Annotated in this window: 22 protein-coding genes and 1 pseudogene; 8 read left to right on the top strand and 15 right to left on the bottom strand. The window is 66.4% G+C overall.

Features of this window, described 5'->3' with window-relative positions; translation table 11 throughout:
- On the bottom strand, nt 1-927 hold the full coding sequence (locus MKCMC460_RS21465) for a class I SAM-dependent methyltransferase (protein WP_236976916.1): 927 nt from the start codon (nt 925-927) through the stop codon (nt 1-3).
- A 165-nt stretch (nt 928-1,092) separates the two neighbouring features.
- Complete coding sequence (locus MKCMC460_RS21460; RefSeq protein ID WP_370652936.1) at nt 1,093-3,714, bottom strand: LuxR C-terminal-related transcriptional regulator; 2,622 nt, start codon at nt 3,712-3,714, stop codon at nt 1,093-1,095.
- Between the two features lie 122 nt (nt 3,715-3,836).
- Between MKCMC460_RS21460 and cysD the strand changes: the two are divergent.
- The 3 genes and pseudogenes from cysD to MKCMC460_RS21445 all read left to right on the top strand — a co-directional run bounded on the left by cysD (nt 3,837) and on the right by MKCMC460_RS21445 (nt 7,238).
- Nucleotides 3,837-4,830 (top strand): annotated as a pseudogene (gene cysD / locus MKCMC460_RS21455) (sulfate adenylyltransferase subunit CysD).
- The gene (gene cysC, locus MKCMC460_RS21450) at nt 4,830-6,671 is read left to right on the top strand and encodes an adenylyl-sulfate kinase (RefSeq protein WP_236976912.1); all 1,842 of its coding nucleotides are present in this window, start codon (nt 4,830-4,832) and stop codon (nt 6,669-6,671) included. The pseudogene cysD and the gene cysC overlap by 1 nt, the downstream one beginning before the upstream one ends.
- Before the next feature lie 99 nt (nt 6,672-6,770).
- Nucleotides 6,771-7,238, top strand: coding sequence for an RrF2 family transcriptional regulator (locus MKCMC460_RS21445; RefSeq protein WP_236976911.1), 468 nt, complete (start codon nt 6,771-6,773; stop codon nt 7,236-7,238).
- Nucleotides 7,239-7,286: 48 nt separating this feature from the next.
- Here the strand turns inward: MKCMC460_RS21445 and MKCMC460_RS21440 are convergent, their stop codons facing one another.
- Nucleotides 7,287-7,700 carry a VOC family protein gene (locus MKCMC460_RS21440; RefSeq protein WP_236976909.1) on the bottom strand — a complete coding sequence of 138 codons (414 nt, stop codon included), beginning with the start codon at nt 7,698-7,700 and terminating at the stop codon, nt 7,287-7,289.
- Between the two features lie 38 nt (nt 7,701-7,738).
- On the opposite strand from MKCMC460_RS21440, the gene MKCMC460_RS21435 reads away from it, so the two are divergent.
- Nucleotides 7,739-8,626 carry an LLM class flavin-dependent oxidoreductase gene (locus tag MKCMC460_RS21435; protein ID WP_236984306.1) on the top strand — a complete coding sequence of 296 codons (888 nt, stop codon included), beginning with the start codon at nt 7,739-7,741 and terminating at the stop codon, nt 8,624-8,626.
- Nucleotide 8,627: 1 nt separating this feature from the next.
- Here the strand turns inward: MKCMC460_RS21435 and MKCMC460_RS21430 are convergent, their stop codons facing one another.
- Entirely contained in the window at nt 8,628-10,367 is a 1,740-nt protein-coding gene (locus MKCMC460_RS21430; RefSeq protein WP_236976907.1) for an NAD-binding protein, read from the bottom strand.
- Nucleotides 10,368-10,668: 301 nt separating this feature from the next.
- Between MKCMC460_RS21430 and MKCMC460_RS21425 the strand changes: the two genes are divergently transcribed.
- Both MKCMC460_RS21425 and MKCMC460_RS21420 read left to right on the top strand, forming a co-directional pair.
- The gene (locus MKCMC460_RS21425) at nt 10,669-11,160 is read left to right on the top strand and encodes an NUDIX hydrolase (RefSeq protein WP_236984304.1); all 492 of its coding nucleotides are present in this window, start codon (nt 10,669-10,671) and stop codon (nt 11,158-11,160) included.
- A gap of 52 nt (nt 11,161-11,212) precedes the next feature.
- Nucleotides 11,213-11,698, top strand: a complete 486-nt coding sequence (locus MKCMC460_RS21420; RefSeq protein ID WP_236976905.1) for a hypothetical protein — start codon at nt 11,213-11,215, stop codon at nt 11,696-11,698.
- 71 nt (nt 11,699-11,769) lie between these two features.
- Here MKCMC460_RS21420 and MKCMC460_RS21415 read toward each other — a convergent pair whose 3' ends face one another.
- A complete protein-coding gene (locus MKCMC460_RS21415; RefSeq protein WP_236976903.1) occupies nt 11,770-12,111 on the bottom strand; it encodes a DUF732 domain-containing protein in 342 nt (113 codons plus the stop codon).
- A gap of 208 nt (nt 12,112-12,319) precedes the next feature.
- Here MKCMC460_RS21415 and MKCMC460_RS21410 point away from each other — a divergent pair, with 208 nt between their 5' ends.
- The gene (locus tag MKCMC460_RS21410) at nt 12,320-12,712 is read left to right on the top strand and encodes an alpha/beta fold hydrolase (RefSeq protein WP_238304775.1); all 393 of its coding nucleotides are present in this window, start codon (nt 12,320-12,322) and stop codon (nt 12,710-12,712) included.
- Between the two features lie 91 nt (nt 12,713-12,803).
- Here MKCMC460_RS21410 and MKCMC460_RS21405 read toward each other — a convergent pair whose 3' ends face one another.
- The 10 genes from MKCMC460_RS21405 to MKCMC460_RS21360 all read right to left on the bottom strand — a co-directional run bounded on the left by MKCMC460_RS21405 (nt 12,804) and on the right by MKCMC460_RS21360 (nt 21,121).
- The gene (locus MKCMC460_RS21405; RefSeq protein WP_236984302.1) at nt 12,804-13,268 is read right to left on the bottom strand and encodes a M15 family metallopeptidase; all 465 of its coding nucleotides are present in this window, start codon (nt 13,266-13,268) and stop codon (nt 12,804-12,806) included.
- Between the two features lie 111 nt (nt 13,269-13,379).
- Nucleotides 13,380-14,060 (bottom strand): thioesterase II family protein, encoded by a 681-nt coding sequence (locus MKCMC460_RS21400; RefSeq protein WP_236976901.1) that lies wholly within the window; start codon nt 14,058-14,060, stop codon nt 13,380-13,382.
- A gap of 137 nt (nt 14,061-14,197) precedes the next feature.
- Complete coding sequence (locus MKCMC460_RS21395; protein WP_236976899.1) at nt 14,198-14,728, bottom strand: hypothetical protein; 531 nt, start codon at nt 14,726-14,728, stop codon at nt 14,198-14,200.
- 3 nt (nt 14,729-14,731) lie between these two features.
- Entirely contained in the window at nt 14,732-15,889 is a 1,158-nt protein-coding gene (locus MKCMC460_RS21390) for a hypothetical protein (RefSeq protein WP_238304774.1), read from the bottom strand.
- A 200-nt stretch (nt 15,890-16,089) separates the two neighbouring features.
- Nucleotides 16,090-17,265, bottom strand: a complete 1,176-nt coding sequence (locus MKCMC460_RS21385; RefSeq protein ID WP_236976896.1) for an SPFH domain-containing protein — start codon at nt 17,263-17,265, stop codon at nt 16,090-16,092.
- 205 nt (nt 17,266-17,470) lie between these two features.
- A complete protein-coding gene (locus tag MKCMC460_RS21380; protein ID WP_255731318.1) occupies nt 17,471-17,776 on the bottom strand; it encodes an SdpI family protein in 306 nt (101 codons plus the stop codon).
- Between the two features lie 44 nt (nt 17,777-17,820).
- A complete protein-coding gene (locus MKCMC460_RS21375) occupies nt 17,821-18,816 on the bottom strand; it encodes an alpha/beta fold hydrolase (protein ID WP_236976894.1) in 996 nt (331 codons plus the stop codon).
- 108 nt (nt 18,817-18,924) lie between these two features.
- Nucleotides 18,925-19,368 carry a hypothetical protein gene (locus MKCMC460_RS21370; protein WP_236976893.1) on the bottom strand — a complete coding sequence of 148 codons (444 nt, stop codon included), beginning with the start codon at nt 19,366-19,368 and terminating at the stop codon, nt 18,925-18,927.
- Between the two features lie 182 nt (nt 19,369-19,550).
- Nucleotides 19,551-20,387: an alpha/beta fold hydrolase gene (locus MKCMC460_RS21365; RefSeq protein WP_236976892.1), complete on the bottom strand. Its 837-nt coding sequence runs from the start codon at nt 20,385-20,387 to the stop codon at nt 19,551-19,553.
- Nucleotides 20,384-21,121, bottom strand: a complete 738-nt coding sequence (locus MKCMC460_RS21360; RefSeq protein ID WP_236976891.1) for a DUF998 domain-containing protein — start codon at nt 21,119-21,121, stop codon at nt 20,384-20,386. The genes MKCMC460_RS21365 and MKCMC460_RS21360 overlap by 4 nt, the downstream gene beginning before the upstream one ends.
- A 275-nt stretch (nt 21,122-21,396) precedes the next feature.
- Between MKCMC460_RS21360 and MKCMC460_RS21355 the strand changes: the two genes are divergently transcribed.
- Entirely contained in the window at nt 21,397-22,248 is an 852-nt protein-coding gene (locus tag MKCMC460_RS21355) for a virginiamycin B lyase (RefSeq protein ID WP_236976890.1), read from the top strand.
- Nucleotides 22,249-22,469: the final 221 nt, after the last annotated feature.

The following is a 22,469-nucleotide window of genomic DNA, read 5'->3' as shown; positions in this document are numbered from 1 at the left end:
TCATCGGCCTTTTGTTTCTGGTGCACTGTGCGCCGCGCCGAAGCCAGGGGAGCGGCGGTCACGGAGCGGGCGGTTCGAGGTCATGGACTTGTGCGCCACGTGGACAAAGAACTCGGCCGTGTTTTCCCGGTAGGTTTCCTGGAAGTCGCCGTAGGTGCGCACAAGCTCGAAAGCCGCTTCATGGATGAGGCGCCGGACATAGGCTTTGCGTAACGGGAACATGTTGAGCGTGTATTCGCACCCGTCGGGAAACGCGTATCTGAAGCGTGCGAGGCCTTCGTCGAGGTATTCCGGCTCCGCCGTGACCTGATCGCCGCAGTAGTAGTACCTGTGCGTCGATGTGAAGCCGTGGTCGAGCATTTCGTCGTAGTTTCTGTGGTCGAGGATCAGAATCCCGTCGTGGTGCAGCGCCGCGTAGAACTCGGCCAGCGTTTTCCGGCGATCGTGCTCGCTGTGTAGGTGTGTGAACGAGTTGCCGAGGCAGATGATGGCGTCATATTTGCCACGGATGGTTCGGTTGAGTTCGCGCCAGTCGGCTTGGGCGGTCTTGAGGATGAGTCCACGTTTCTGGCCGTTTTCAAAAGCCTTGCCGAGCATGGGTGCTGAGCCGTCGACACTGGTCACGTCGAAACCCGATTCCAGCAGACGAATGGAATGAAAGCCGGTGCCCGTGGCGACGTCAAGGATGCTCATCTTCCGGTGGGTGCGGAGGATTTCGATGAAAAATTGACCTTCGGATTTCGCCCGAGCATCCCAATCGATCAGTTCGTCCCACTTGTCCGCGAAATCCGTGACGAATTCCCGGCGATAGAGGTCGGTCGCACGCTCTGCCAACGGATCATCTTGGTCGACCCGTGCGTGGGCGGTCGCGGGCGGCGCGGTTCTCGTCATCGTGTCACCGCGACCGCCGAATTTTGCGGTAGTCATCGTCGTGCCTCCGCCCGCGTCCGCGCGCGAAGCTGACGAGCACCGTTAGGGTGTCGCGCTTCGCGATGAAAATCGTCACTCGACTGCGGCGCGACGAGCGCAGTAGTGCGCTACTGCAATCTCGCCCGGCATGGGCGCGGGGCTACCGAGTCACGCGCGGCGACATCACTCTGTCTGCGCCCCGCGGCCGGGTAGCAGCGCGGCGAGTTCGTCGCGGCTGCTGGTTCCGGTTTTGGCCATCGCCCGGTAGATGTGGCTTTCGACGGTGCGCACCGACAGGGTCAATCGCTCGGCGACTGCACGGTTCGACAACCCCGCACCTATCAGTTGCACGATCTCCCGTTCGCGGTCGGTGAACGGCAAAGGCTCGCTGGCTTGACGACGGGCCGGAGTCCATGCGCCGCCGCATTGTTCGGCCAGCGCATCTGCGCGGGCCGCGCATCCCAGCGCCGATCCCCGCAGGCCCTTGTCGCGATAGGTAACGGCGGCATGGGCGGCCGCATCGACCGCGGCCACGAGGTCACCCATTCGCTCGAATTCCTCTGACAACGCGGCCAATTCCGCGGCGTCCCCGTTAGCCAGGGCGGCCGAGAACCGCGCCGCGATACCAACGCGCGGCCCCTCCACAATCGCTTCCAGTTCGCGCAATCTCGGTGTCCCGGAGTGGTCACCGAACTGCGCGGCGACCTGCAGGCAAAGCACTTCAGCGGCGAATTGACCTTTGGCCCCGGCCCTTTCGCCCGCCGCCAACAAAACAGTGATCGCTTCACTGACGGCGCCTTGGCCCGCGGCAACCCACGCGCGTGCCAGACTACGCTCGTAGTCCAGCGACCGAAAAGGGCGTCGCTGTTCGTCAAGGGCGGCCAGCGCATTGGCGGCCTCCCCAATGGAACCGCTGATCGCGAGCGCGGTTACGCGGGAAATGCGATACCGATATCCCCAGCCCAATGCATGAGTGGCGGAGAGTCCCACCGTTGCGTGGTCGAGCAATGCAACCGCGGACTGAAGCTGTCCGGCACCGACGGCGGCCCGACCCGCAACCGCGGCACCGAGCAAATGAGCGGCACCCGGCATGTCGGCCGACTGGCGGCGCACCCGCTCGACCACATCAAGGGCTTCCGCTACCCGGCCGGCCAACAACAGTGCGCTGGCATGTGAGTCCGCGATGTTGAACCTCATGTGCGGCGCATCGAAGGAGCGTGCCATCGCGCGATATCCCGCCTCGGCGGAGGCGACGGCTTCGGTGGCGCGCCCCGCATCCGCGAATATGGTTGCCAGCACCCAGGCGATTTCGGCGCCGACGACGCCGGGCAGCTCGTCCAAAGCGAGGCTTTTCGATGCGCGCCGCGCCGCGACCGGCTCGTCCGTCGCAAACCAATACACCGTGAGGAAGGCGTCGATGTAACTGCAGGTTTCGGGTGACTCGGTGCGCTCGGCATTGTCGATGATTTCTTTCGCGCGAGCCGGCTCCCCAAGAGCCCACAGCATATTGCTGGCGCGCAGAAACGCGAGTCTGGCACGCTGGATGTCCGTCAACTCATCGGTGCGGATTCCGGCCAGCACCCCGTCGGCATCCTCGCCCCGGCCTGACCACGAAAGCGCATGCGCACGAACAAAATTCGGCTCCGGACCCGCTCCCGCGCGGGCTGCCGCCTCGGCGAGCCGATCGGCAAGGGCCAGGTCCGCCAGCCAGACGGTCCCGTGGGCTGCCCGCATGAGTAGGTCGGTGTCGGGCGCGAGGTCGGAGTCGAGACTCAACGCCGCCCGGCGCACCACGACCGGGATGTCGTCGCGGTTATCGGCTGCGGCGAACCCGGTCGCGATAAGCCCTCGTAACCGCCGCAGCCGGCTCGGTGCCGCGGTCCTGCGTCGCACCTCGCCATAGAGCGGGTGTGCCGCTCGCACCTCGACGCCGCCGGCCACGGGCGCGAGCGCGATCAGGCCGCGGGTGTCGGCCTCTTCGATCGCCGCCGGGTCGGCGATGCGCCTCAGGCACGCCAGGTCGATGGGCTGCCCGACGGCTACCGTGTCGAGCACGTCGCTGACCGGGGCGGGCAGGGCGCCGAAGCGGCATTCGATCAGCTCGACCAGCCCGGGCGGCACGACGGGGTCACCGAGCCAGCGCCAGTATCCGTCTTGACGCACGAGTCGACCGTCGGCGGCCTCCTGCTCGACGATGTTGCGTAGGTAGAGAACGTTGCCGCCGGTCAGCTTCCATAGCCGCTGCGCGGCGTCCGGGTCGACTATTCCGTCGAGGGTCGCCGTCAGCAGCGAGGTGCTGTCGGTGAGCGACAGCGGCTGCAGGTCGAGCCGGTCGAACTGGTTTACCCTCCATAACTCCTGCACTGCGGCGGGAGTGGGTTCACCGTCGAGAACCGTCAGGATCACTTTCGCCGCGCCACGCTGAACGATTTGATGCACGACGAATGTCGAAAGATCGTCGAGTAGATGCGCGTCGTCGACACACACCACCACCGTGGTGCCGGGGGATGCGGAAGTCAGCGACTCGATCACGCCCCGCAGCAATTGAACGGTGTCGACGACACCTGACTGCGCCCACGCGGTAAAGGCCCCCAGGGGAATTGCCCGCGCCGCCGATGTGCCGACCGACCACCGGCCGTCGAATCCCTTTGACGCGGCGGCCGACAATGCCTCGCGGGCGATGCGGCTCTTGCCTACCCCAGCCGCGCCCCGGACCACGATGCCGCAACTATCCGGGGCTCCGATGGCAACCTCGATGGTTCGCATCTCCTGCGAGCGACCTACCAGTGGCCACGACAAGCGCACCAAAGGAGCGTACGTGCCTGTGGAGCGCGAGCAATAGCTTGCGCCAGCACCATGTATTGACACCGAGGCGGTATTGACACCGGGGCGCACGGCTGGTTACATGCCAGGTAATAATCATTAATATGGTCAATTCGACCAACTTTACCGGGAATGATGACGATGACCACCGATGTCCAGGCCGGCCCCGCGGCAGGCCCAAACGACCACCGCCCGGTTCCCGGGCAATATGAATTGAGCCATCTGCGCTCGCTGGAAGCCGAAGCGATCCATATCATTCGCGAGGTCGCCGCCGAGTTCGAGAGGCCGGTGCTGCTGTTCTCCGGCGGCAAGGACTCCATCGTGATGCTGCATCTGGCGCTCAAGGCATTTCGCCCCGGACGGCTGCCGTTTCCGGTGATGCACGTCGACACCGGCCACAACTTCGAGGAGGTCATCGCCACCCGTGACGAGCTGGTCGCCGAGGCGGGGGTGCGTCTGGTGGTGGCCTCGGTTCAGGACGACATCGACGCGGGCCGCGTCGTGGAGACCATCCCCTCGCGCAACCCGTTGCAGACGGTCACGTTGTTGCGCGCGATCCGCGAGAACAAGTTCGACGCGGCATTCGGCGGCGCCCGGCGCGACGAGGAGAAGGCGCGCGCCAAGGAACGGGTGTTCAGCTTTCGCGACGAGTTCGGCCAATGGGACCCCAAGGCGCAGCGGCCGGAGCTGTGGAATCTCTACAACGGGCGCCACCACAAGGGCGAGCACATCCGGGTGTTCCCGCTGTCCAACTGGACCGAGTTCGACATCTGGTCCTACATCGGCGCCGAGAAGGTCAAGTTGCCGTCGATCTATTTCGCCCACCGCCGCAAGGTGTTTCAGCGCGACGGCATGCTGCTGGCGGTGGACCGCCACCTGCAGCCCCGGGCCGACGAGCGGGTGTTCGAAGCCTCGGTGCGGTTCCGTACCGTCGGCGACGTCACCTGCACCGGCTGCGTGGAATCCAAGGCGGCCACGGTCTCGGAGGTCATCGCCGAGACCGCGGTGTCGCGGCTCACCGAGCGCGGCGCGACCCGCGCGGACGACCGGATCTCCGAGGCCGGGATGGAAGACCGCAAGCGGCAGGGGTACTTCTGATGACTACACTGTTGCGACTCGCGACCGCCGGTTCGGTCGACGACGGAAAGTCCACGCTGATCGGGCGCCTGCTGTACGACTCCAAAGCCGTGATGGAGGACCAGTGGGCCGCCGTCGAGCAGACGTCCAAGGACCGCGGCCACGAGTACACCGACCTGGCCCTGGTCACCGACGGTCTGCGCGCCGAGCGCGAGCAGGGCATCACGATCGACGTCGCCTACCGCTACTTCGCGACCCCCAAGCGGAAATTCATCATCGCCGACACCCCCGGCCACATCCAGTACACCCGCAACATGGTGACCGGCGCGTCCACCGCGCAGTTGGTGATCGTGCTCGTCGACGCGCGCCACGGCCTGCTCGAACAATCCCGCCGGCACGCCTTCCTGGCCTCCCTGCTGGGCATCCAGCACATCGTGCTCGCCGTGAACAAGATGGACCTGATCGGCTGGGACAAGGAGAAATTCGAGGCGATCCGGGACGACTTCCACGCCTTCGCCGCGCGCCTGGACGTTCAGGACGTCGCCACCATCCCGATGTCGGCGCTGCACGGCGACAACGTGGTGACCAAATCCGACCAGGCGCCGTGGTATGAGGGACCCGCGCTGCTTTCGCACCTCGAAGAGGTCTACATCGCCGGCGACCGCAACCTGGTCGACGTGCGGTTCCCGGTCCAGTACGTCATCCGGCCGCACACCCGCGAGCACCAGGATCACCGTAGTTACGCGGGCACGGTGGCCAGCGGCGTGATGCGTCCCGGGGACGAGGTGGTGGTGCTGCCCATCGGCAAGACCACCCAGATCACCACGATCGACGGCCCCAACGGGCCTGTGACAGAAGCCTTTCCGCCGATGGCGGTGTCGATCAGCCTGGCCGACGACATCGACATCTCCCGCGGCGACATGCTCGCCCGCACCAACAACCAGCCCCGGATCTCGCAGGAGTTCGACGCGACCGTCTGCTGGATGGCGGACACGGCGGCGCTCGAACCCGGCCGGGACTACGTCATCAAACACACCACCCGCACCACCCGCGCGCGGGTGACCGCACTGGACTACCGGCTCGACGTCAACACCCTGCACCGAGACAAGACGGCGACGGCGTTGAAGCTCAACGAACTCGGCCGCATCTCGCTACGCACCCAGGTGCCGCTGCTACTCGACGAATACACCCGCAACGCCAGCACCGGGTCCTTCATCCTGATCGACCCCGACACCAACGGCACGGTGGCCGCCGGCATGGTGCTGCGCGATGTCACGGCGCAGAAAGCCAGCCCGAACACGGTGCGGCACAAGTCGTTGGTCACCGCCTCCGACCGGGCGATCCACGGCAAGACGGTGTGGCTCACCGGTCTGTCGGGGGCCGGTAAGTCGTCGGTGGCCATGCTGGTCGAGCAGAAATTGCTCGAAAGAGGCGTTCCCGCATACGTTCTGGACGGCGACAACCTGCGGCACGGGCTGAACGCCGACCTCGGCTTCTCCATGGCCGACCGGGCCGAGAACCTGCGCCGCCTGGCGCACGTGGCCACGCTGCTGGCCGATTCCGGCCAGATCGTGCTGGTGCCGGCGATCAGTCCGCTGGCCGAGCATCGGGAGATGGCCCGAAAAGTGCACGCCGACGCGGGGTTCCAGTTCTTCGAGGTGTTCTGTGACACCCCGTTGCAAGAGTGCGAGCGGCGCGATCCCAAGGGACTGTACGCCAAAGCGCGCGCCGGGGAGATCACCCACTTCACCGGTATCGACAGCCCCTACCAGCGGCCGAAGAAACCGGATCTGCGGCTGTCCGCCGATCGCAGCATCGAGGAGCAGGCCGAAAGTGTCATCCAGATGCTGCAGCTGTCCTGACCCCCGCGAGTGGGACCAGCCCGCGATGATAGGCGCGCGAACTCGCGGTGCGTTACGCTCGCGCGCCGGAACCCGGGCCGGATGAGACAATCCTGAACCATGCGGATGTCGGCCAAAGCGGAATACGCGGTGCGGGCGATGGTCCAACTCGCCACGGTCCCCAGCGGGACCCTGGTCAAGACCGAGGATTTAGCGCAGGCCCAAGGCATTCCGGCACAGTTTCTGGTGGACATCTTGACCAACCTGCGCACCGATCGGCTGGTGCGAAGCCAGCGGGGGCGCGACGGCGGTTACGAGTTGGCGCGTCCCGGCAGCGAAATCAGCATCGCCGACGTGCTGCGTTGCATCGACGGTCCGCTGGCCAGCGTCCGCGACATCGGGCTGGGTGATCTTCCTTACTCTGGTCCGACGCTACCGCTGACCGACGTATGGCGAGCATTGCGCGCCGCCATGCGTTCGGTGCTGGAGGAGACGACGTTGGCCGACGTGGCCACCGGCACGCTGCCCGACCACGTCGCGAGAATGGCCGACGACTACCGCGATCAGGAGAGCAAACGGCACGGCTGACCCTCAAGCACCGGAATCGTACGGGCGGGACGGTTATCTTGTGTTGCGCTACTTCGGTGCGGTGAGCTCCAGCGCGATGTTGTCGGGGTCGCGGAACTCCAGGATGAAGGACGGCCCGATATCCTTGATCGGCTCGTGGCCGATCCCGAGTTCATCCAAATGCTCTGCAGCAGAATCGATTTCGTCTTTGCTGCTGAGCCGGAACGCGATGTGGTCCAGGCCGGTGCGGTTCTCGTCGAACCGGTCGTCGGCCACTGGCCGCAGCCCCAACAAAGCGCCGCCCATGTCGTAGATGACCCCGCCGAACAGGAAGTCCAGCCGGCGCCGGGTCGCTTCGTCGGCGTTGTCGGGTATCTCGACGAGAACCGGCCAGCCGAACACGCTCTCGTAGAACTGCCGGGATCGTTCGATGTCGGTCACGGTGAGCCGGACATGCGCAATCGACGTGCTGGTTAAGGCCATCCGACCCATGCTGCCAGAATCGCTGTGTGCACGTAGGTATGACCATGCCGGTGATGGAACCCGACCTCGACGCCGGCCTGCTCAGGGATTGGGCGCGCGCGGTCGACGCCGGCCCGTTCTCGTCACTGTGTTGGGGGGAACGCATCGCGTTCGACAATCCAGACAGCCTGACCTTGCTCGGGGCGCTTTCGGCCTGGACCGACCGGGTTCGGCTGGTGACGACCGTGATCGTGCCGCAGCTGCACGACCCGGTGATGCTGGCCAAGGGATTGGCGACCGGCGACATGCTCAGCGGCGGTCGGCTCACCGTCGGCATCGGCGTCGGCGGTCGGCGCGAGGACTACAACGCGGTGGGCGCCGACCCGAAGACGCAGACGATGCGCGGCATGGCCGAGCGGGTGGCGGTGATGAAGCGGGTGTGGGCCGGTGAAAAGACCACCGATTCGGTACGTCCGGTGGGGCCGCTGCCCGTTCAGTCCGGCGGGCCGCCGCTGCACGTCGGCACCATCGGTCCCAAGACCATCCGCAATGCCGCAGCCTGGGCTGACGGAGTCGCCGGAATCACCCTCGATCTCGACGTCGGCAAGCAGAGCGAACTGTTCGACGTAGCGCGAAGGGCCTGGGCGCAGGCGGGCAAGCCCGCACCTCACCTGGCGACCTCGTTCTGGTTCGCGTTCGGAGCGGACTCGGAGCCCGGGGCGGCACGCACGCAGGTCCACCGCCATCTGCGGCGATACATGAACTGGATTCCGGCCGAGTACGTCGACGCCATGGCGCCGGCCACCGGCTGGGCGGGTACCGAGGACGATCTGCTCGTTGTGCTGCGCCGGTTCGCCGACGCCGGCACCGACGAGGTGCAACTGATCCCCACCAGCTCGGACATCGGGCAGCTTCGGCGCGCGGCCGACGTCGTTGCCGCGCTGTGACTCAGCCCGCGGCCGCCTCCGGAGTGTGGTCGGACGCTGCCGAAACCTCACCCTTGCTCAGCGTGGCCAGCAGCTCACGGTACGGGCCGACCAGATAAACCGTGTCGCCGCCCTGCAGTCGCGCATCGCGCCGCGGATGCAGCTTCACCTGTCCGTCCGGCTCGGTGATGGCGATGACGCGGGTCTGAGTGGACAGCTGCAGCATGGGCATGCCGTCGAGTTCACTGCCCGTCGCGACGTGCATACCGCCCACCATGAACGAATGTTGTCCCACCGAGAACGTCCCGAGCACCTGCAGCCCCATCGCGGCGCCGATGAACCATGGCGCCGCCAGGTCGACGGTGGAGCGGACGTTGTCGAAGCCGAACCGTTGCGCCACCGCCGCTCCCAGCGCTCGGTCGTAGACCCGCAGTACCAACGGAACGTGGGGCCGGTTGCGCTCCGGTCGCGCGCCAGCACCCAGCATCTCGCGCAGGATGATGCCGGTCTCGATATTGACCATGTCGTTCTCGGTGAGCAACGCCACTGCCCGGGCCCGGTCGATACCGGCCGACTTCAGGGTCTGACGCAACGTGCAGTCCCCGAGAATCACCGGCACGTCCAGTTCGGCGGCGGTCGACAGGTACCGGTTGTTCTCGTCACGCTCGATCACCGCGACGTCGTACCCGGCGGCGGTCAGGTCGGTGGCTACCCGGATACCGAAAGAGCCCAGGCCGACGACGATCACGTGGTTGCGCAGAATGCGTGCCTTGCGCTGGCCGGCCGAGTTCAGCAGGCGACGGCTGATCATCAGCTCGGCGAGGAACGCGACCAGCACGGCGGTACTGATCACCCCGGCGAACATCAACAGGATGCTGAACAGCCGCAGCCAGGTGGGCTGGTTGATGAAGCTGAAGTCACCGTAGCCCACGGTCGCGACGGTCTCGGTGCTGAAGTACAGCGCGTCGACCCACGTCATGCCCGGTGGGAGCCGATAGGCGTAGCGCAACAGGACCGTCGAACCAATCAGCAAGAACAGCAGAGCGATCAGCGCGCGGTAGAACATCGGGTGCACATCGTTGCGCAAAGCCCTTGCCGCGTCGGCGATTCGGCTGATGCGGGAACGTCGGACCCGCGTCACCGTCGCTTCCCGGACCTTCATGCCGCGCTCGGCCAGCTCGTCGGTGCTGCCGATCATCGCCGTCCAGTCACCGGCGTGCACCCGATGGTCGCGTCCGGGGCAGGCCACCACCTGGCCGGGGCTGGGGGAGTTCTTGCCGTGGATCACCGCCACCGGTGCCAGGTCGCCGTAGATTTCGCGCAGCGTCGCCTCGCGCGGCGCCTCGGATCCCGACACGACGAATTCGATGCCGGCCGCTCCGAACGGGTGCGCCGTGTGCGCCAGGCAGGCCTCGACCACCGAGGGCGCGGCGAGGTCGGCAACGTCGAGAATGGCCCCGGGACCGTTGCCGGCGGCGACGGCTTCGCGCAGCACGTCGTTGGCCAACCGTGCCACCACCCGCACACGAGGGTTGACTTTCCTTGCCAGCAAGGCGATTTCGAGGTTTCGAGCGTCGTCGTCGCCGACACACACCACCGCATCGGCGGGCCCGATGTCGGCGACGTTGTCGTCGGGCAGCATGGCCACATTGGCGCCGACCTTGTTCAGTTCCTCGATGATGGTCGTCGCCAGTGCGTTGTCGCCGCTGACAATGATGTGACGTACCACATGTCGGCCGCCGTGGCGTGAACTGTCGGTCATCAAATCCCCTCTGGTGGCACCGGCTTTACTCGGCGCGATGATAGGGCCGCCGAATCCGGGTCGGAAGCCTGGGCCGTCCGGCGGGCCGCTAGGGGGCCCGGCCGCAGCGGGTTGCCCGTCATCCCGCTCGTCGCGTCCAGGGCGCCCGATGAGGCGCACCGCCGCGGCGAGCAGCACAATCGCGCTCGACGCGAGCTGGTCACCGGCCCAGCGCACGCGTGCGAGGTTGTCCGGCCGGGATACTGGACAGGTGCCCTTCATCGAAACCGTCGCGTCCCGTGAGGTCTACCGCAACCCGTGGATGGTGTTGCGCGAGGACGACATCCGCCGGCCGGACGGCAGTCCCGGCGTCTATGCGGTGGTGGACAAGCCGACCTACGCGCTCGTGATGCCCTATGACGGCGCGCGTTTCCGGCTGGTCGAACAGTTTCGCTATCCGGTGGGGGCGCGCCGCTGGGAGTTCCCCCAGGGCACCGCTCCGGATCTGGCCGACCTCGAGCCCGCGGCTCTCGCCGAGCGTGAGTTGCGCGAGGAAACCGGCTTGCGTGCAGCCACTTTCGAGGCGTTGGGTCAGCTGGACGTCGCGCCGGGCATGAGCAGTCAGCGCGGCTGGGTGTTCTTGGCCACCGGAATAACGCCGGGAGCCGCCGAGCGGGAGCACGAGGAGCAGGACATGCGCAGCGCCTGGTTCTCACGAACACGATTCGAGGAGATGATCCGCGACGGCGTCATCACCGATGCGCAGTCCATCGCGGCGTACGGACTGTTGCTGATGCGGGAAACTCGTCGTTGATCGTGTCCGCGGCGAAACCTCGTCGCGTCATCGATGAGCCAACATGGATCGGATGCGTCCGGTACTCGCCACGTTCGTTGCCCTCGGGATCGCGGTGTGCAGTGCCCCCGCGGCCCAGGCGGCGACGCCGGCCTGGAACGGCCCGTACTCGCTGGTGCGATATGCCGTCGACAAGACCGGCACCAGTGTGGCCGCCGGCCAGTCCGAAGCCACCTTCAGCGCCGATTACGTGTTCTCCACCGTGTGCTCGGCGGCCTCCTGTGTCGCCACCGCCAACAACGGGCCCAAGCCGAACAATCCCACGATCTCGGTGCCGTCGCACTACACCTGGGACGGCAACAGATGGGTGGAACGATTCGACTTCCAGTGGGATTGCTATATGGGAGAAGGGGTTCCGAAGGTATGGGCGCCCGCGAAGTCGTGGGCGTTCTACACACCCCAGCCGGACGGTTCGCTGCGCGGCACCTGGCACACCGACATCGCCGGTGGTCCCTGCCGGGGCAGCGTCGAAATGCCGGTTGCCGCGTTTCGGCGCTGACGGCCGGCACGCGCAAATGCGGGGATCCGGCTGGATCCCCGCATTTTTCGGATGATGATTGGGCGGTCGAATCAGGCGTTGGTGGTCCTGACGTATTGCGGGCAGTAGGCCTTCGCGGCGTCGACGGCGAAGGTGTTGGCGCCGCTGTTGCTCAGGCCGGTCCGGGTGGCCACCCCGCTGATGACCTGCTTGCTGGTCTTGCCGGCATTGAGCTCGCTGCAGACGGTCTGGGCCTCGCTGATGGCGCGGGCCGCGCTGGGCGGCTTGATCCCGTCGGCCTCGATCTGGGCTAGGAACGCGTCGTCGACTGAGGTCGCGCCGGCGCTGCCGGCGAAACCGAGAGCGGCCAGGCCGAGGGTCGCGGCGGTCAGGGTGGTGCCGGCCAGCGAAGCGGTAAAGCGGCGAGTGAACATTTCAGAACTCCTGTTGTATTGGTTGTGGTGGTGGACGCTGGGTGCGTTGAACCAAATATTCGGCACCGGCACTGTCTGGATTCTTGACGAATTCTTGGCGTGATCGAGACCTGCTGGGACCCCGTCCTTGCGCGTACCGCCGGCTATGTCGCTGCGCAAGCGTTAGTCGGCACGTTATGGTTCGCCCGGGGGCAGAAGGAGACTCCTCGTGCTCGAACTCATCGCCCGGGGATCGGCGACCGAGCATCATCGGATTCCGTTGCTGTTACACGGCTCGTGGCACGGGGCTTGGTGCTGGGACGAGCACTTCCTCGGCTACCTCGCCGACCGCGGGTACGCGTGCCATGCCCTCAGCGTGCGCGGGCACGGCGCATGCTCGCCGTCAACTTGGTCAAACCCGAACGGGTTGATCGGGTCCCCGCGCTGGTCCTCGGCGCTGAAATCAACACCATTCTTGCCGCACGAAATCGGCTACACAGCAACGCTTTTCGGAGTCGAGCCGGAACTATTCCGGGATATGGGGCGCGACATGATGCTGGAAACCGGATGGCAGGCGGTAGCCGAACGGATCGACAACTGGCTCACCACGCACCGCTTCTAGGAGCGCAGCTCGAATGCAGTGTCGGCGTTATTTCGCCGAATATGGGTGTCACGGACGAAATCGAACATTCCACCCGCTCGACGCAACGGCGTCAGCCGGCGGCGTTGGGCCGCAGCGGCGGGCAGGCGCCGCCGTAGTCTGAAGCCAGCTCGAAATGCCAGACCTCGTTGGCGTAGATCTGGCACAACCCGAAGCGCGGGCCGTTGGCAATGAGCCAGTTGTCGGCGGTGGCGGGGCCGACGTCGATCGCTTTGCCGAGTACGTGTTTGGAAGTCTGCGGCGAGGCGACGTACTGGCTGGCGATTTCGGCGCTGCCGTAGGTCGCGACGGCGTCGTCGAACAGCTGCTGCTGATATTCCGGTGAGCGCCAGCCGGAGTTGAGGCCGACGGTGATCCCCTCGGCGCCAGCGGCACGGGTGGCCCGCTGCAGCGCGTCGAGCAGTGCGGGGTCGAGCCGGCTCACCGTGGGATAAGACAGGTCGAACGGGCTCAGGCGCTGGTCGTCACCGGGGGCGGCCGTGGCCGTCGCCGGTGTGCAGACGCCGAGCAGCAGCATTGCTGCCGTCGCCGTCAGCCAGGTCCTGCGAGCGGGTGCTTCTTGTCGTCGACGTCCACGTCGGCCGGCACTGTCCATCCGCCCAGTCTTGCAAAGCTGGCGCGCCACCCGTTACGCGGCCGCGAGCGTCGACATCAGCGGCCGCAGCGACTCGAACAGGGGCTTGCGGTCACGTAGGTAGAAGTGGCCGCCGCGCAACATCTGCAACGAGAACTCGGCACGGGTCCGGGACCGCCATTCGCGCAGCTCCGACTCCTTGACGATCGGGTCCTCGCTGCCCCCGAAGACGTGGATCGGGCAAGACAGCTCGGGGGTGTCGCTCTCCTCGTCGGTCATGAGCAGCTTCAGGTCGTGGCGGGTGATCGTGAGGGCCTGGGCGTGCAGGGACGGCCACCGCGTCAGCTCGGCGGGCATCAAACCCATCTCGGCGAGGAATTCGGCGAGTTGCTTGTTGTCGAGCTGGTCAACCACGTGCAGGGGCAGCTGTAGGTGGGGAGGGGCGTAGGCCGACAGGAACACCGCGCGCGGCTGCTCGGCGCCGGCTGCGGCGCGCGCGCTGGCCACCCGGTAGGCCAGCAGGGCGCCGAAGCTGTGGCCGAAGAACATGTGCGGTTCGTCGAGCAGGGGGCCGAGTTGCGCGATCACCTCGTCGACCAGATCCCGCATGGTGGCGAAGCGTTCGCGGTTGGGGATCTCGACCGGAACCACCTCGACGGTGGGCTGCAGCGCCTTGACCCAGGCCTTGAACGCCAACCCGCCGCCGCCGGCGTGGTGAAAGCAGAACATTCTCATGGTGACCGCCTTTCCGCGTTTCGTGGAATGTGACACTCACGATCACGCAGAGAGCTGGTCGGATCCTGCACGAATCCTTGAAGGATTCTTGTCGCCGGCCGCGGCAATTCCCTGTCAAGGCCCCGCCGCAGCACCCCTCACTCGAATTGGGCGTTTCTGCTCTCCGGCGGCCGCCGCTGCAGCTGCACGGTGACGTCGAGCTGGTCTTGGACCGCGGCGAGATCTGCTTCCAGAGCGGCGGTGTCGGGTTTCGTCGCGGCCGCTGCATAGCGCCCGACCGCGGCCTCGATGGACTCGACCGTTCGGGCGATGGATTGCAGCAACTCGTCACGCTGAGCCGGTGCGAGCCCCGCCACCGCGATGAGCTGATTGTCGACCGCAAGCGCCGTCTGTTCCAGGTCGGCGCGTAGCACCACTGTGGAGCCGGTGTCGAACGCGTTAGCCGCGTGCAGGGCCGTCATCGCGTCCCGCAGTCGGCGATGCAGACGTGCTTCGGGGTCATGCGACCTCGCCCAGGACCGGGGGGCCGCGGTCGGCTGGCCGGGGATCAGCTGACTGTCGCGGGTGATAGCTCGTTGTTGGTTGCGGTTGACCACGGCGACGACGGCAACCGTCGCACCTATGACAGCGACGATCAGCGCTGCGATAACCAGTAGGGCGATGTCCATCGGCTACCTCCGGTGCTTGATGCGCTGCGACGAGCCCGAATGATGGCCGTGGGAACGGAGGTAGGCAAAGATCGCGATCGCCAGGATCACCACCAGGACCGCGACGGTGATCGCGATTGCCAGCTTGACCTTGCTCCAGGGCCGATCGCCGGCCACCTCGCCGGTGAGCCCGTTGATGCACACCTGAAACGGCTTGTCGCTGTACATGATTGTCAACAGCCACAGCGGGAGCAGGATGTGTTTGAACCCCAGATAGTTCCACGTTGTGCGGAGTCCGTGGATCCGCTGGTGATCGCCGCCGATGGCGGACCGCACGGTGTGCTCGACGCTGCTCTCCATCTCCTGCTTCGCCTCGGGGAGCGCCTGTTCGGCGTCCTTGTCGTAGGTGCGGCACAGATGGCCTGCGACGTACTCCGGCAAGAAGGCCCTGGCCTGCTCGAGTGGCCACGGCTCTAGGGATTTGATCCGTTTGCGGTTGAGGGTTTCGCCGTCGTTGGCCAGCACGGGCAGGTCGACGAAGTTGTTGTGGACCTGTCCGGAGACGCGGTACCAGTACGTCCGAGTTTCGTAGATCGCGTTGCCCTCGTTGTCGGTCCCGACCCGAACCTGGTGATCCTCACCGCGTTCACCCTCGTATTGGGTGTCGGTATCGGCGTCGTAGGTGAAGTACGCGGTGTACAGGCTGGAGAAGGCGCCGATCTCCCGATATTTCTTGAAATCGCTTGGTGCGAACCAGCGTTTGGTAACCCACCTCTCGATGAGCTGGCGCGCCTGTTTCTCGTCGACCCGGAACGGCAGCAGTCCGTCCACCGGCAGCCGGGCCGGGGCATTGTGCACGTCGTCGCGCTGAATCGGGGTCGCGCAGTACGGACACTTCGTGGCGGTCAAGCTGCCCGCGAATTCCGTTGTACCGCCGCAATTTTGGCAAGCAACTTCACGCATTCCGGAAACGTTGGGGCCCTGCTGGCGCTGCTGCACCTCCCTGAGTTGCTGCATCGCGGTGCGCAATTCGCGTGATCTGACCGGCGTGTTGGGCGCGGCGATTTCCGAATAGTTGCCGCAGTTGGGACAACGCAGCTTCTGGCTGGCGATGTCGAAGTTGAGTTGTCCGCCGCACGCTGCGCAGGGATAGGTGCGAGTGCGCTCGGTCTGGTGGAACATCGCCGGACCGGCCGGTGGCCCTGCGAACGTGTGGACGGTGGGCGGCGGCGACGGGGGTTGGGGGCCGGGCTGTCGCGGCAGCGGCGGCGGCCCGCTCGGCGGGCGAGGCAGCGGGGGCGGGCCCGCGGGGCGCCGTGGCAGCGGCGGCGGCTGCACGGGCGGCGGACCCTGGTACCGACCGGGATCGCTTGGTGGGTAGGTCATTGCTGCGGAAGTGGCGGTGGAGTGCCGGGCAACGGCGGCGGTGTGCTGAACAGGGGGGCCAGCGCCGGCACTGTCGAGGCCGGCGCCCAGCCGGCCATGCCCTCAGTCCACACCACGGTGTCGCGGGTGAGCTGACCGCTGGCGACGAACGGCCGTAGCGCGCTCAGCGGGTACGGGCCGGCCGGCTGGCCCGCCTGTTCGAAGTGGAACTGTTGCTGGGTCGGCAGCGGTGGCGGCGCACCTTGCGCCGCGCCGCCCTGCGGCATGAAGTGTTGCGGCTGCTGCGGCTGGGCGTATCCGCCTTGGGCCGCGCCAGCCATCTGGCTGCCCAGGGCGACACCGAGTCCGGCCTGGATCGCGGCTCCGGCGGCGCCTCCGCCCTCGTTCTGTGCGGCTGCCAACATCGCGTCGGCGCGGCGGGCCTGGGTGTAGCGGTCAAGGTCGCCGACGTTGTTCAAGAAGCTGCTCTCCTCGAGCCCGCGCGCTACACCGCGGGTCATCGCCTGCTGAATCTCTTCCGGCAACGAGATGGTCATGGTGACGGCGTCGATGCCCAGGCCGAACGCCTGGACACGCTGAGCGACGAACTCGCGAAGCTTGTCCGACAACTCCACCTGGCGGCCCTGCAAGTCGATGGCGCCCAGGCCGCTGCCCATCACCATGTCGTTGAACGCAAGCGCGATGTTGCGACGGATCAACTCGGTGATCTGCTCCATGTCGACCACGCTCTGGGTGCCGAGCACCTGGCGCAAGAAGACCGTCGGATCGGTGACCCGCACGACTGTGGTGCCGTTGGCGCGCACCTGCACCATCTTGAAGTCAGGGTCCCGTACGGTCACCGGTTGCGGTGTGCCCCAACGCAAATCGGGGTAGGGGCGGGTATTGACGTAATAGACCTCGGACCGGAACGGGCTGTTGAACCCGTACCTCCAGCCCTGCAGCGTGCCCAGGATCGGCATGTTCTCGGTGGTCAGCCGGTAGTGACCGGGGGTGAATTGGTCGGCCAGCTGCCCCCGATAGACGAACATGGCCCGCTGGCCCTCGCGGACGATCAGCTGCGCGCCGTTCTTGATCTCGTTGTCATAGCGCGGGAACCGCCACGCCAACGTCGTGTTGGTGTCGTCGAGCCATTCGATGATGTCGACGAACTCGCCCCGGATCATGTCTCGCATGCCCATGCTTTACGTCCCCTCCCCGGCAGAGCTCTGCCAAAATGTCGGGCATCGCTCAGCGAGCTCGATCTGCGGATTTCTCGGCGAATAATACGCGGCGCGGGTGCCCGCGATGTGGCTTTGACGCTGTCGGATGACACGTCGTCGGTGTGCTGGCAACGATGTTTCCTCTCTGGTGCGGCTCTGTCGTTTCGGTGGCGCGTCCTCACGCACCGCCGGCCCGTCGGGCGGCCCTGTTGGCCACGACGGCGGATCGGATCAGAATTGCGATGGACAGCGCGCACGAGGCCAGGACGGGCAGGCCGGCCAGGCCGGGGTTGGGGATCATGGCGGCCACCACGGTGCCGGCCAGGGCCACCGGTGCGGTCAGCCAGATGACGGGAATGGCAGCCCGATGACCGGCGCGCCAAGCCGTGTCGGATGCCATCACACTCGGGATGCGAATCCCTGCGATCTGGTTACGCGGAAGCAATCCTGAAGCGGCACAGTGGATTACGGTTATCGATAGCATCGGGACCAGCCACAGCGCAGCGAATTGAAGGTACATGGCGGTCATTACGCCAGGTCCGACGCGCTGTCGGCGGGCTCGTAGTCGGCGTACTGACGTTCGCCGGTCTTGAGTGCCTGCCGGATCAACTCGGGGTCGGAGTCGAACGCTTCGGTCGAGTCGATGAACTTCTGCACGATCTGCACGAAACGGTCCGGATGGTCGCCGTGCGGCATGTGGCCGGACTTCTCGAAGATCTCCAGGCGCGACCCGGGAATCTGCTGATGGGCCAGCCGGGCGTGGCTCACCGGGATGATCAAATCGTCCTCACCCCAGACGATCTGCACCGGAAGGCCGTGCATCAGGTAGGTGCGGTCCAGCATCGTGACGTACTGGCCGCGCGTGTCGACGACCCCTCGCAGGGTCCGGGCGAAAGCCTCCACGGCACCGGGTTTGCGCAAGCCGTTGACCAGGCGCGGCAGGCTGGTCACGTCACGGGTGAATCTCGTTGAGCCTACGACGTTTGCAACCGCGCGGCTGGCGAGCTGCAGCGCCGGAACGGCGCCGGGTACGCGCAGTATGGCAAGCGCCTCGGCGCCCAGCGGCATGGCCGCGAAGCGCAATGCGGCGCTCACGTCCTTCGTTACGCCGCCGGCGCTGACCAGTACGATGCGTTCGACGAATTGTGGGTACTGGTAGGCGAACTGGGCGGCGATGCCACCCCCCAGGGAATGACCGACGAGGGTGACCCGGTCGATGTCGAGTGCGGTGAGCAGGTCGCGCAGGCCGTTGGCGAACGACGCCAGCGAGTAGTCGGCGCGTGGCTTGTCCGACTCGCCGTGGCCCAACAGGTCGGGGGCGATCACGGTGAATCGTTGGGCGAGTTTGGCGTGCACCGGCTCCCAGGTCGTGGAGCTGTCACCGACACCGTGCAGCAGCACGACGACGGGGCCGGAGCCGGCGATCCGGAAGGCGCGCCGATGGCCGTGGATGGTGCGGAATTGCAGCGACGGCGCGGTCACGTCCCGGACGGGCCGCAGGTGGCGGTGCGATCGGTTCGACATGGTGCTGTTCCTCCCTGGTGCGCTTCCACCGCCGAAGCGGGGTATTGGGAAGAAGCTTGCGGGGGAGGGCTTGGAGAATTCTTGGCGCAGCCCGCCCGGGGGCGGTCGTCAGCCGATCTTCGTGAGCGTGAAGCTCTGGTGGGGGTCGGCAATGCCGCACGGTGCCGGGGTGTCGAGGAAGTCCACTTGGCCGACGAGGCGACGCGGGTCCCACGACTGACGCACGGTGACCGGCCAGTTGCCGCCACCCATGATGTCTACCCCGAGTTGGTAGGTGGGGCAGCTCACCCCGTCCGGCACGAGTCGGGTGACGGTAGGACGGCCGTTGACCAGCGGCGCGGCAAAACCATGCCCGGGTGACGTCGTGACATTCGCGATGCAGTTCGGGGCGCAGGTGGTGTTGATGGTCCACGTCGCGGCGGCGCCGTCCTGTTCCTGGTAGGCGTAGACACCTTCGGTGGTGGGGCCATCTGCCCTGGCCGGGGGCGCTTCCACGCCACAAAAAGCAAGAGATGATAATGCAACCCCGGCAACTCGCAAGTCGAGTTTCATGTGCCACCTTGCGCCGAAGACATCGTTGACTATGGGCAATATATACGAAGTGCATCGGTAAAAATCCAGCTTGATGCCGTATTCAGGCTTTTCATAGGAGATTCCAAGAGGTTCAGCGGGGCACCGGGAACCGGGTTCGAGGAGTTATGTTCAGGCTGCGTAGAAATGCGCTCGGTGGACGCTCAGGTGGTAAGTGCGCGGATGAGCCCGGCGGTGCGCAGCGGCTGTTCCACCATGACCAGGTGTCCGGCGGGTGCGATGGTGACGTGCTGGGCTCCGAGCGATCTGGCCAGTCTGATCTGGCGGTTGCGCCAGCCGCGGGAGCGCCAGCCGGTGTGAGCGGTCGCGACCACGCATCGCAGGGGCGGCAGCGGATGGGCGGCCCGTAGCGCGCACAGCTCGGCCCCGAGCTCGGGGTAGGCGACATATTCGGCCAGCACCGTGTGCGCGAGTCCCGGCTCGGCCGCGGCGCTGTGCACTTGTGACCGCGTTTGGCTGTCGAGCCCGTCGGGACGGCGTCGCTGCACCAGCGTGATGGCCGCGCGGGCAAGCGGGCCTTGTAGGTGCGCCGTGTCGAGCAACCTCGCCGCCGCCTCAACGGCGGCAAGCTTGGGCCGCAACGGAATTCGCGGTTTATCGTAGGCGATGCTGGAATCCAGCAGCAATAGTGCGCGGGCCCGCTGCGGGTGCAGGCGGGCGAATCCCTCCGCGTAAAAGCCGCCCACCGAATGCCCCACCACGATCGCAGGCTCGGGCCTGCGTAGTGCGTCCAGTACCGCAGCGATGCGATCGGCCTCGCCCCGGAGCGTTGGACGCCAGGTCACCGCCGGCGTCTGGGCCGTTCCGGGCCGGTCGAAGCGCACGACCGTGTGGTCGTTCTTGAGGTATTCGACGGTGTCGGTCCAGTGCAGTGCGCGGCCGCCGAGTCCGCTGCAGAGCACCACGACTGGACCGGTGCCCCCGTCGACGAGGATCCGCACGCGATAGCCGCCGATTTCGACATCGACGTGCGCTGTCATGGATCGATGGCAGCCGAGGTGAGTGCGGTGCGCAGCGCGACATAGATCAACCACCCGGCGAAGGCCACCAGCTCGGCTCGCTGGGCGATCCCGATCACTCCCACGTGGTCGGTGCTGTCGATGACGATCGCGACGCCGGTCAACATCGCGGTACCCACCAGCGCCGCCAGCATGAATATCCCGAGCCGGCGCACCGGCGCAGCGGCAACAGCACGGCGGTCCGCTAGGACGAACGCCAGCAACGACGCGATCGCGGCGGCCAGGCCCATTCCGCTACTGAGCCAATGCAGCTGATGGCCGATCGGCACAGTGCCCGAGGCTTCGCGGGCCTTGCACACCGCATCCGAGCTCGGTGCGCACACCAGTCGCCACACAGTGCTGTCCAGCAGGGTCGCGACGGCAAAGACGCCCAGTGCCCACCATCCTCTGCGGCCCCACCGGCAGCTCGGAACGCCGATCAACGCTGCGGCTGCGGCGAAGAGCAGTACGACCGCCGAGGCCTGGTCGCCGCCGCGGAACCATCCGCCGTGCGGCTGATCTGCCGCCGAGAGTTCGCTGATGTAAAGGTCGGGGTCGGGCAACGTGCGGGTGTAGACCATCTCGAGAAGCCAGTTCGAATACAGCACGGCACCGGCGATGAGACCGATGACGGCGACCCAGCGCAGCATCGTCAGCAGCGCACCGCGCTCGGGATCGGTGCCTTCCACCAGGTCGGCGGGTGGCTGCACTGCCATGAATCCATCATGCCGCGTGGACCGGTCGGAGCGGGCGTCTTCGCCGCTGTTGGGCGCGCCGCGCCGGCGGTGGACTCGGTTGGGATCGCTAGTCGTGGCACGTACTTGCTGCGCGGTTGCGGCTTCGGTCGACTACAACGTGTCGGGTCGGGACTTGTATGGTGGCGGCTATTCGCGGGATGCGAAACTCCACGTTCCCGCCGGGGCGTCCATGGTAAGTGAGCATCGTGCCCTGGTCGAAGAGGGGGAGACGAGTTGTTACCGACCACGTCGACATGAGTCGCATTCAGGAAGTCCCCGTCGCGGGCGGCCCGTACGCGCTCACCACCGGGCCGGACGGCGCAATGTGGGTGACGCTGATACACGGCGGCGCGATCGCCCGAGTAACCGACGGCGGCGGCATAGACGTGTACCCGGTTGCGCCGCAATGCAAGCCGTCGATCATTGTCGCCGGGCCGGATGGCGCGCTGTGGTTCACCTGTGCCGGTGACGACCGGATCGGGCGGATCACCACTCACGGTGACCTCAGTTCATTCGAATTGCCCAGCGACAGTGCACCTTTGGGACTCACTGTGGGACCGGAGGGGGCGCTGTGGTTCACCGCCATGACGTCGGGCGTGGTGGGCCGCATCAGCGTCGACGGCGTAGTCACGGAGGTGGCTGCGCCGGGCGGCATGCCGTCGATGATCGCTGCCGGTCCCGACGGCGCGCTGTGGTTCACGCTGAACCAGCGCAATGCAATCGGAAGGCTGACGCCGTCGGGTGAGATGACCGTGCGCGATGTGCCTACGCCGCGCGCCGGGCCCGTCGGCATCGCCGCGACGCACGACGACGCGGTGTGGTTCACCGAGATCCTGGCCGGCAAGCTGGGCCGCATCCCGATCGACGACGCCATACAGGAGCTCGAGCTACCCGGAAAGCCGCACGCGGTGATTGCCAATCCGATCGGTGGGGTGTGGGTGAGCTTGTGGGGCTCCGATCAAATTGCCGGCGTAAGCGCCGACGGTGAGGTCACGTTGATCGACCTGCCATCCGGCAGCGAGCCGCACGGACTCGCGCTCGGGCCGGACGGCGCCCTGTGGGCTGCGCTGGAAGCGGGGTACGTGATGCGGCTGCCCACAGTCTGACATGGAATTAGCGTGACCTTTCCGCTCTTTCTGATCGCTCGCGAATTACGGCCGAACGCATCGCGCGCCCAGTAGAAATGGCGCGGCGCCTCGCGGCGATGCTCAACGTTCGAACCCCGAGGAAACGGCAGATTGGGTAGCCAACGCTTAGGGTTGTTTATGTCGAAACGGCAACTGTGACAACAGAACCGAATGACGACGCCCCCGGGCCGATTGCAAAG

This window comes from Mycobacterium sp. 20KCMC460, assembly GCF_022179425.1.
In the GTDB taxonomy this organism is placed as follows: Bacteria; Actinomycetota; Actinomycetes; order Mycobacteriales; family Mycobacteriaceae; genus Mycobacterium; species Mycobacterium kiyosense.
Note: the sequence above shows the minus strand (reverse complement) of the source record. Positions and strands in the feature narration are given on the sequence as shown.

What these genes read in the sequence shown, in the direction of transcription:
- MKCMC460_RS21440 (WP_236976909.1), bottom strand. Translation starts at nt 7,700, where the DNA reads ATGGCCTTAACCAGCACGTCGATTGCGCATGTCCGGCTCACCGTGACC.
- cysC (WP_236976912.1), top strand. Translation starts at nt 4,830, where the DNA reads ATGACTACACTGTTGCGACTCGCGACCGCCGGTTCGGTCGACGACGGA.
- MKCMC460_RS21400 (WP_236976901.1), bottom strand. Translation starts at nt 14,060, where the DNA reads ATGAGAATGTTCTGCTTTCACCACGCCGGCGGCGGCGGGTTGGCGTTC.
- MKCMC460_RS21420 (WP_236976905.1), top strand. Translation starts at nt 11,213, where the DNA reads ATGCGTCCGGTACTCGCCACGTTCGTTGCCCTCGGGATCGCGGTGTGC.
- MKCMC460_RS21430 (WP_236976907.1), bottom strand. Translation starts at nt 10,367, where the DNA reads ATGACCGACAGTTCACGCCACGGCGGCCGACATGTGGTACGTCACATC.
- MKCMC460_RS21355 (WP_236976890.1), top strand. Translation starts at nt 21,397, where the DNA reads ATGAGTCGCATTCAGGAAGTCCCCGTCGCGGGCGGCCCGTACGCGCTC.
- MKCMC460_RS21405 (WP_236984302.1), bottom strand. Translation starts at nt 13,268, where the DNA reads ATGCTGCTGCTCGGCGTCTGCACACCGGCGACGGCCACGGCCGCCCCC.
- MKCMC460_RS21390 (WP_238304774.1), bottom strand. Translation starts at nt 15,889, where the DNA reads ATGTTCCACCAGACCGAGCGCACTCGCACCTATCCCTGCGCAGCGTGC.
- MKCMC460_RS21395 (WP_236976899.1), bottom strand. Translation starts at nt 14,728, where the DNA reads ATGGACATCGCCCTACTGGTTATCGCAGCGCTGATCGTCGCTGTCATA.
- MKCMC460_RS21445 (WP_236976911.1), top strand. Translation starts at nt 6,771, where the DNA reads ATGCGGATGTCGGCCAAAGCGGAATACGCGGTGCGGGCGATGGTCCAA.
- MKCMC460_RS21360 (WP_236976891.1), bottom strand. Translation starts at nt 21,121, where the DNA reads ATGGCAGTGCAGCCACCCGCCGACCTGGTGGAAGGCACCGATCCCGAG.
- MKCMC460_RS21365 (WP_236976892.1), bottom strand. Translation starts at nt 20,387, where the DNA reads ATGACAGCGCACGTCGATGTCGAAATCGGCGGCTATCGCGTGCGGATC.
- MKCMC460_RS21465 (WP_236976916.1), bottom strand. Translation starts at nt 927, where the DNA reads ATGACTACCGCAAAATTCGGCGGTCGCGGTGACACGATGACGAGAACC.
- MKCMC460_RS21380 (WP_255731318.1), bottom strand. Translation starts at nt 17,776, where the DNA reads ATGCTATCGATAACCGTAATCCACTGTGCCGCTTCAGGATTGCTTCCG.
- MKCMC460_RS21370 (WP_236976893.1), bottom strand. Translation starts at nt 19,368, where the DNA reads ATGAAACTCGACTTGCGAGTTGCCGGGGTTGCATTATCATCTCTTGCT.
- MKCMC460_RS21385 (WP_236976896.1), bottom strand. Translation starts at nt 17,265, where the DNA reads ATGCGAGACATGATCCGGGGCGAGTTCGTCGACATCATCGAATGGCTC.
- MKCMC460_RS21435 (WP_236984306.1), top strand. Translation starts at nt 7,739, where the DNA reads ATGACCATGCCGGTGATGGAACCCGACCTCGACGCCGGCCTGCTCAGG.
- MKCMC460_RS21415 (WP_236976903.1), bottom strand. Translation starts at nt 12,111, where the DNA reads ATGTTCACTCGCCGCTTTACCGCTTCGCTGGCCGGCACCACCCTGACC.
- MKCMC460_RS21425 (WP_236984304.1), top strand. Translation starts at nt 10,669, where the DNA reads ATGGTGTTGCGCGAGGACGACATCCGCCGGCCGGACGGCAGTCCCGGC.
- MKCMC460_RS21375 (WP_236976894.1), bottom strand. Translation starts at nt 18,816, where the DNA reads ATGTCGAACCGATCGCACCGCCACCTGCGGCCCGTCCGGGACGTGACC.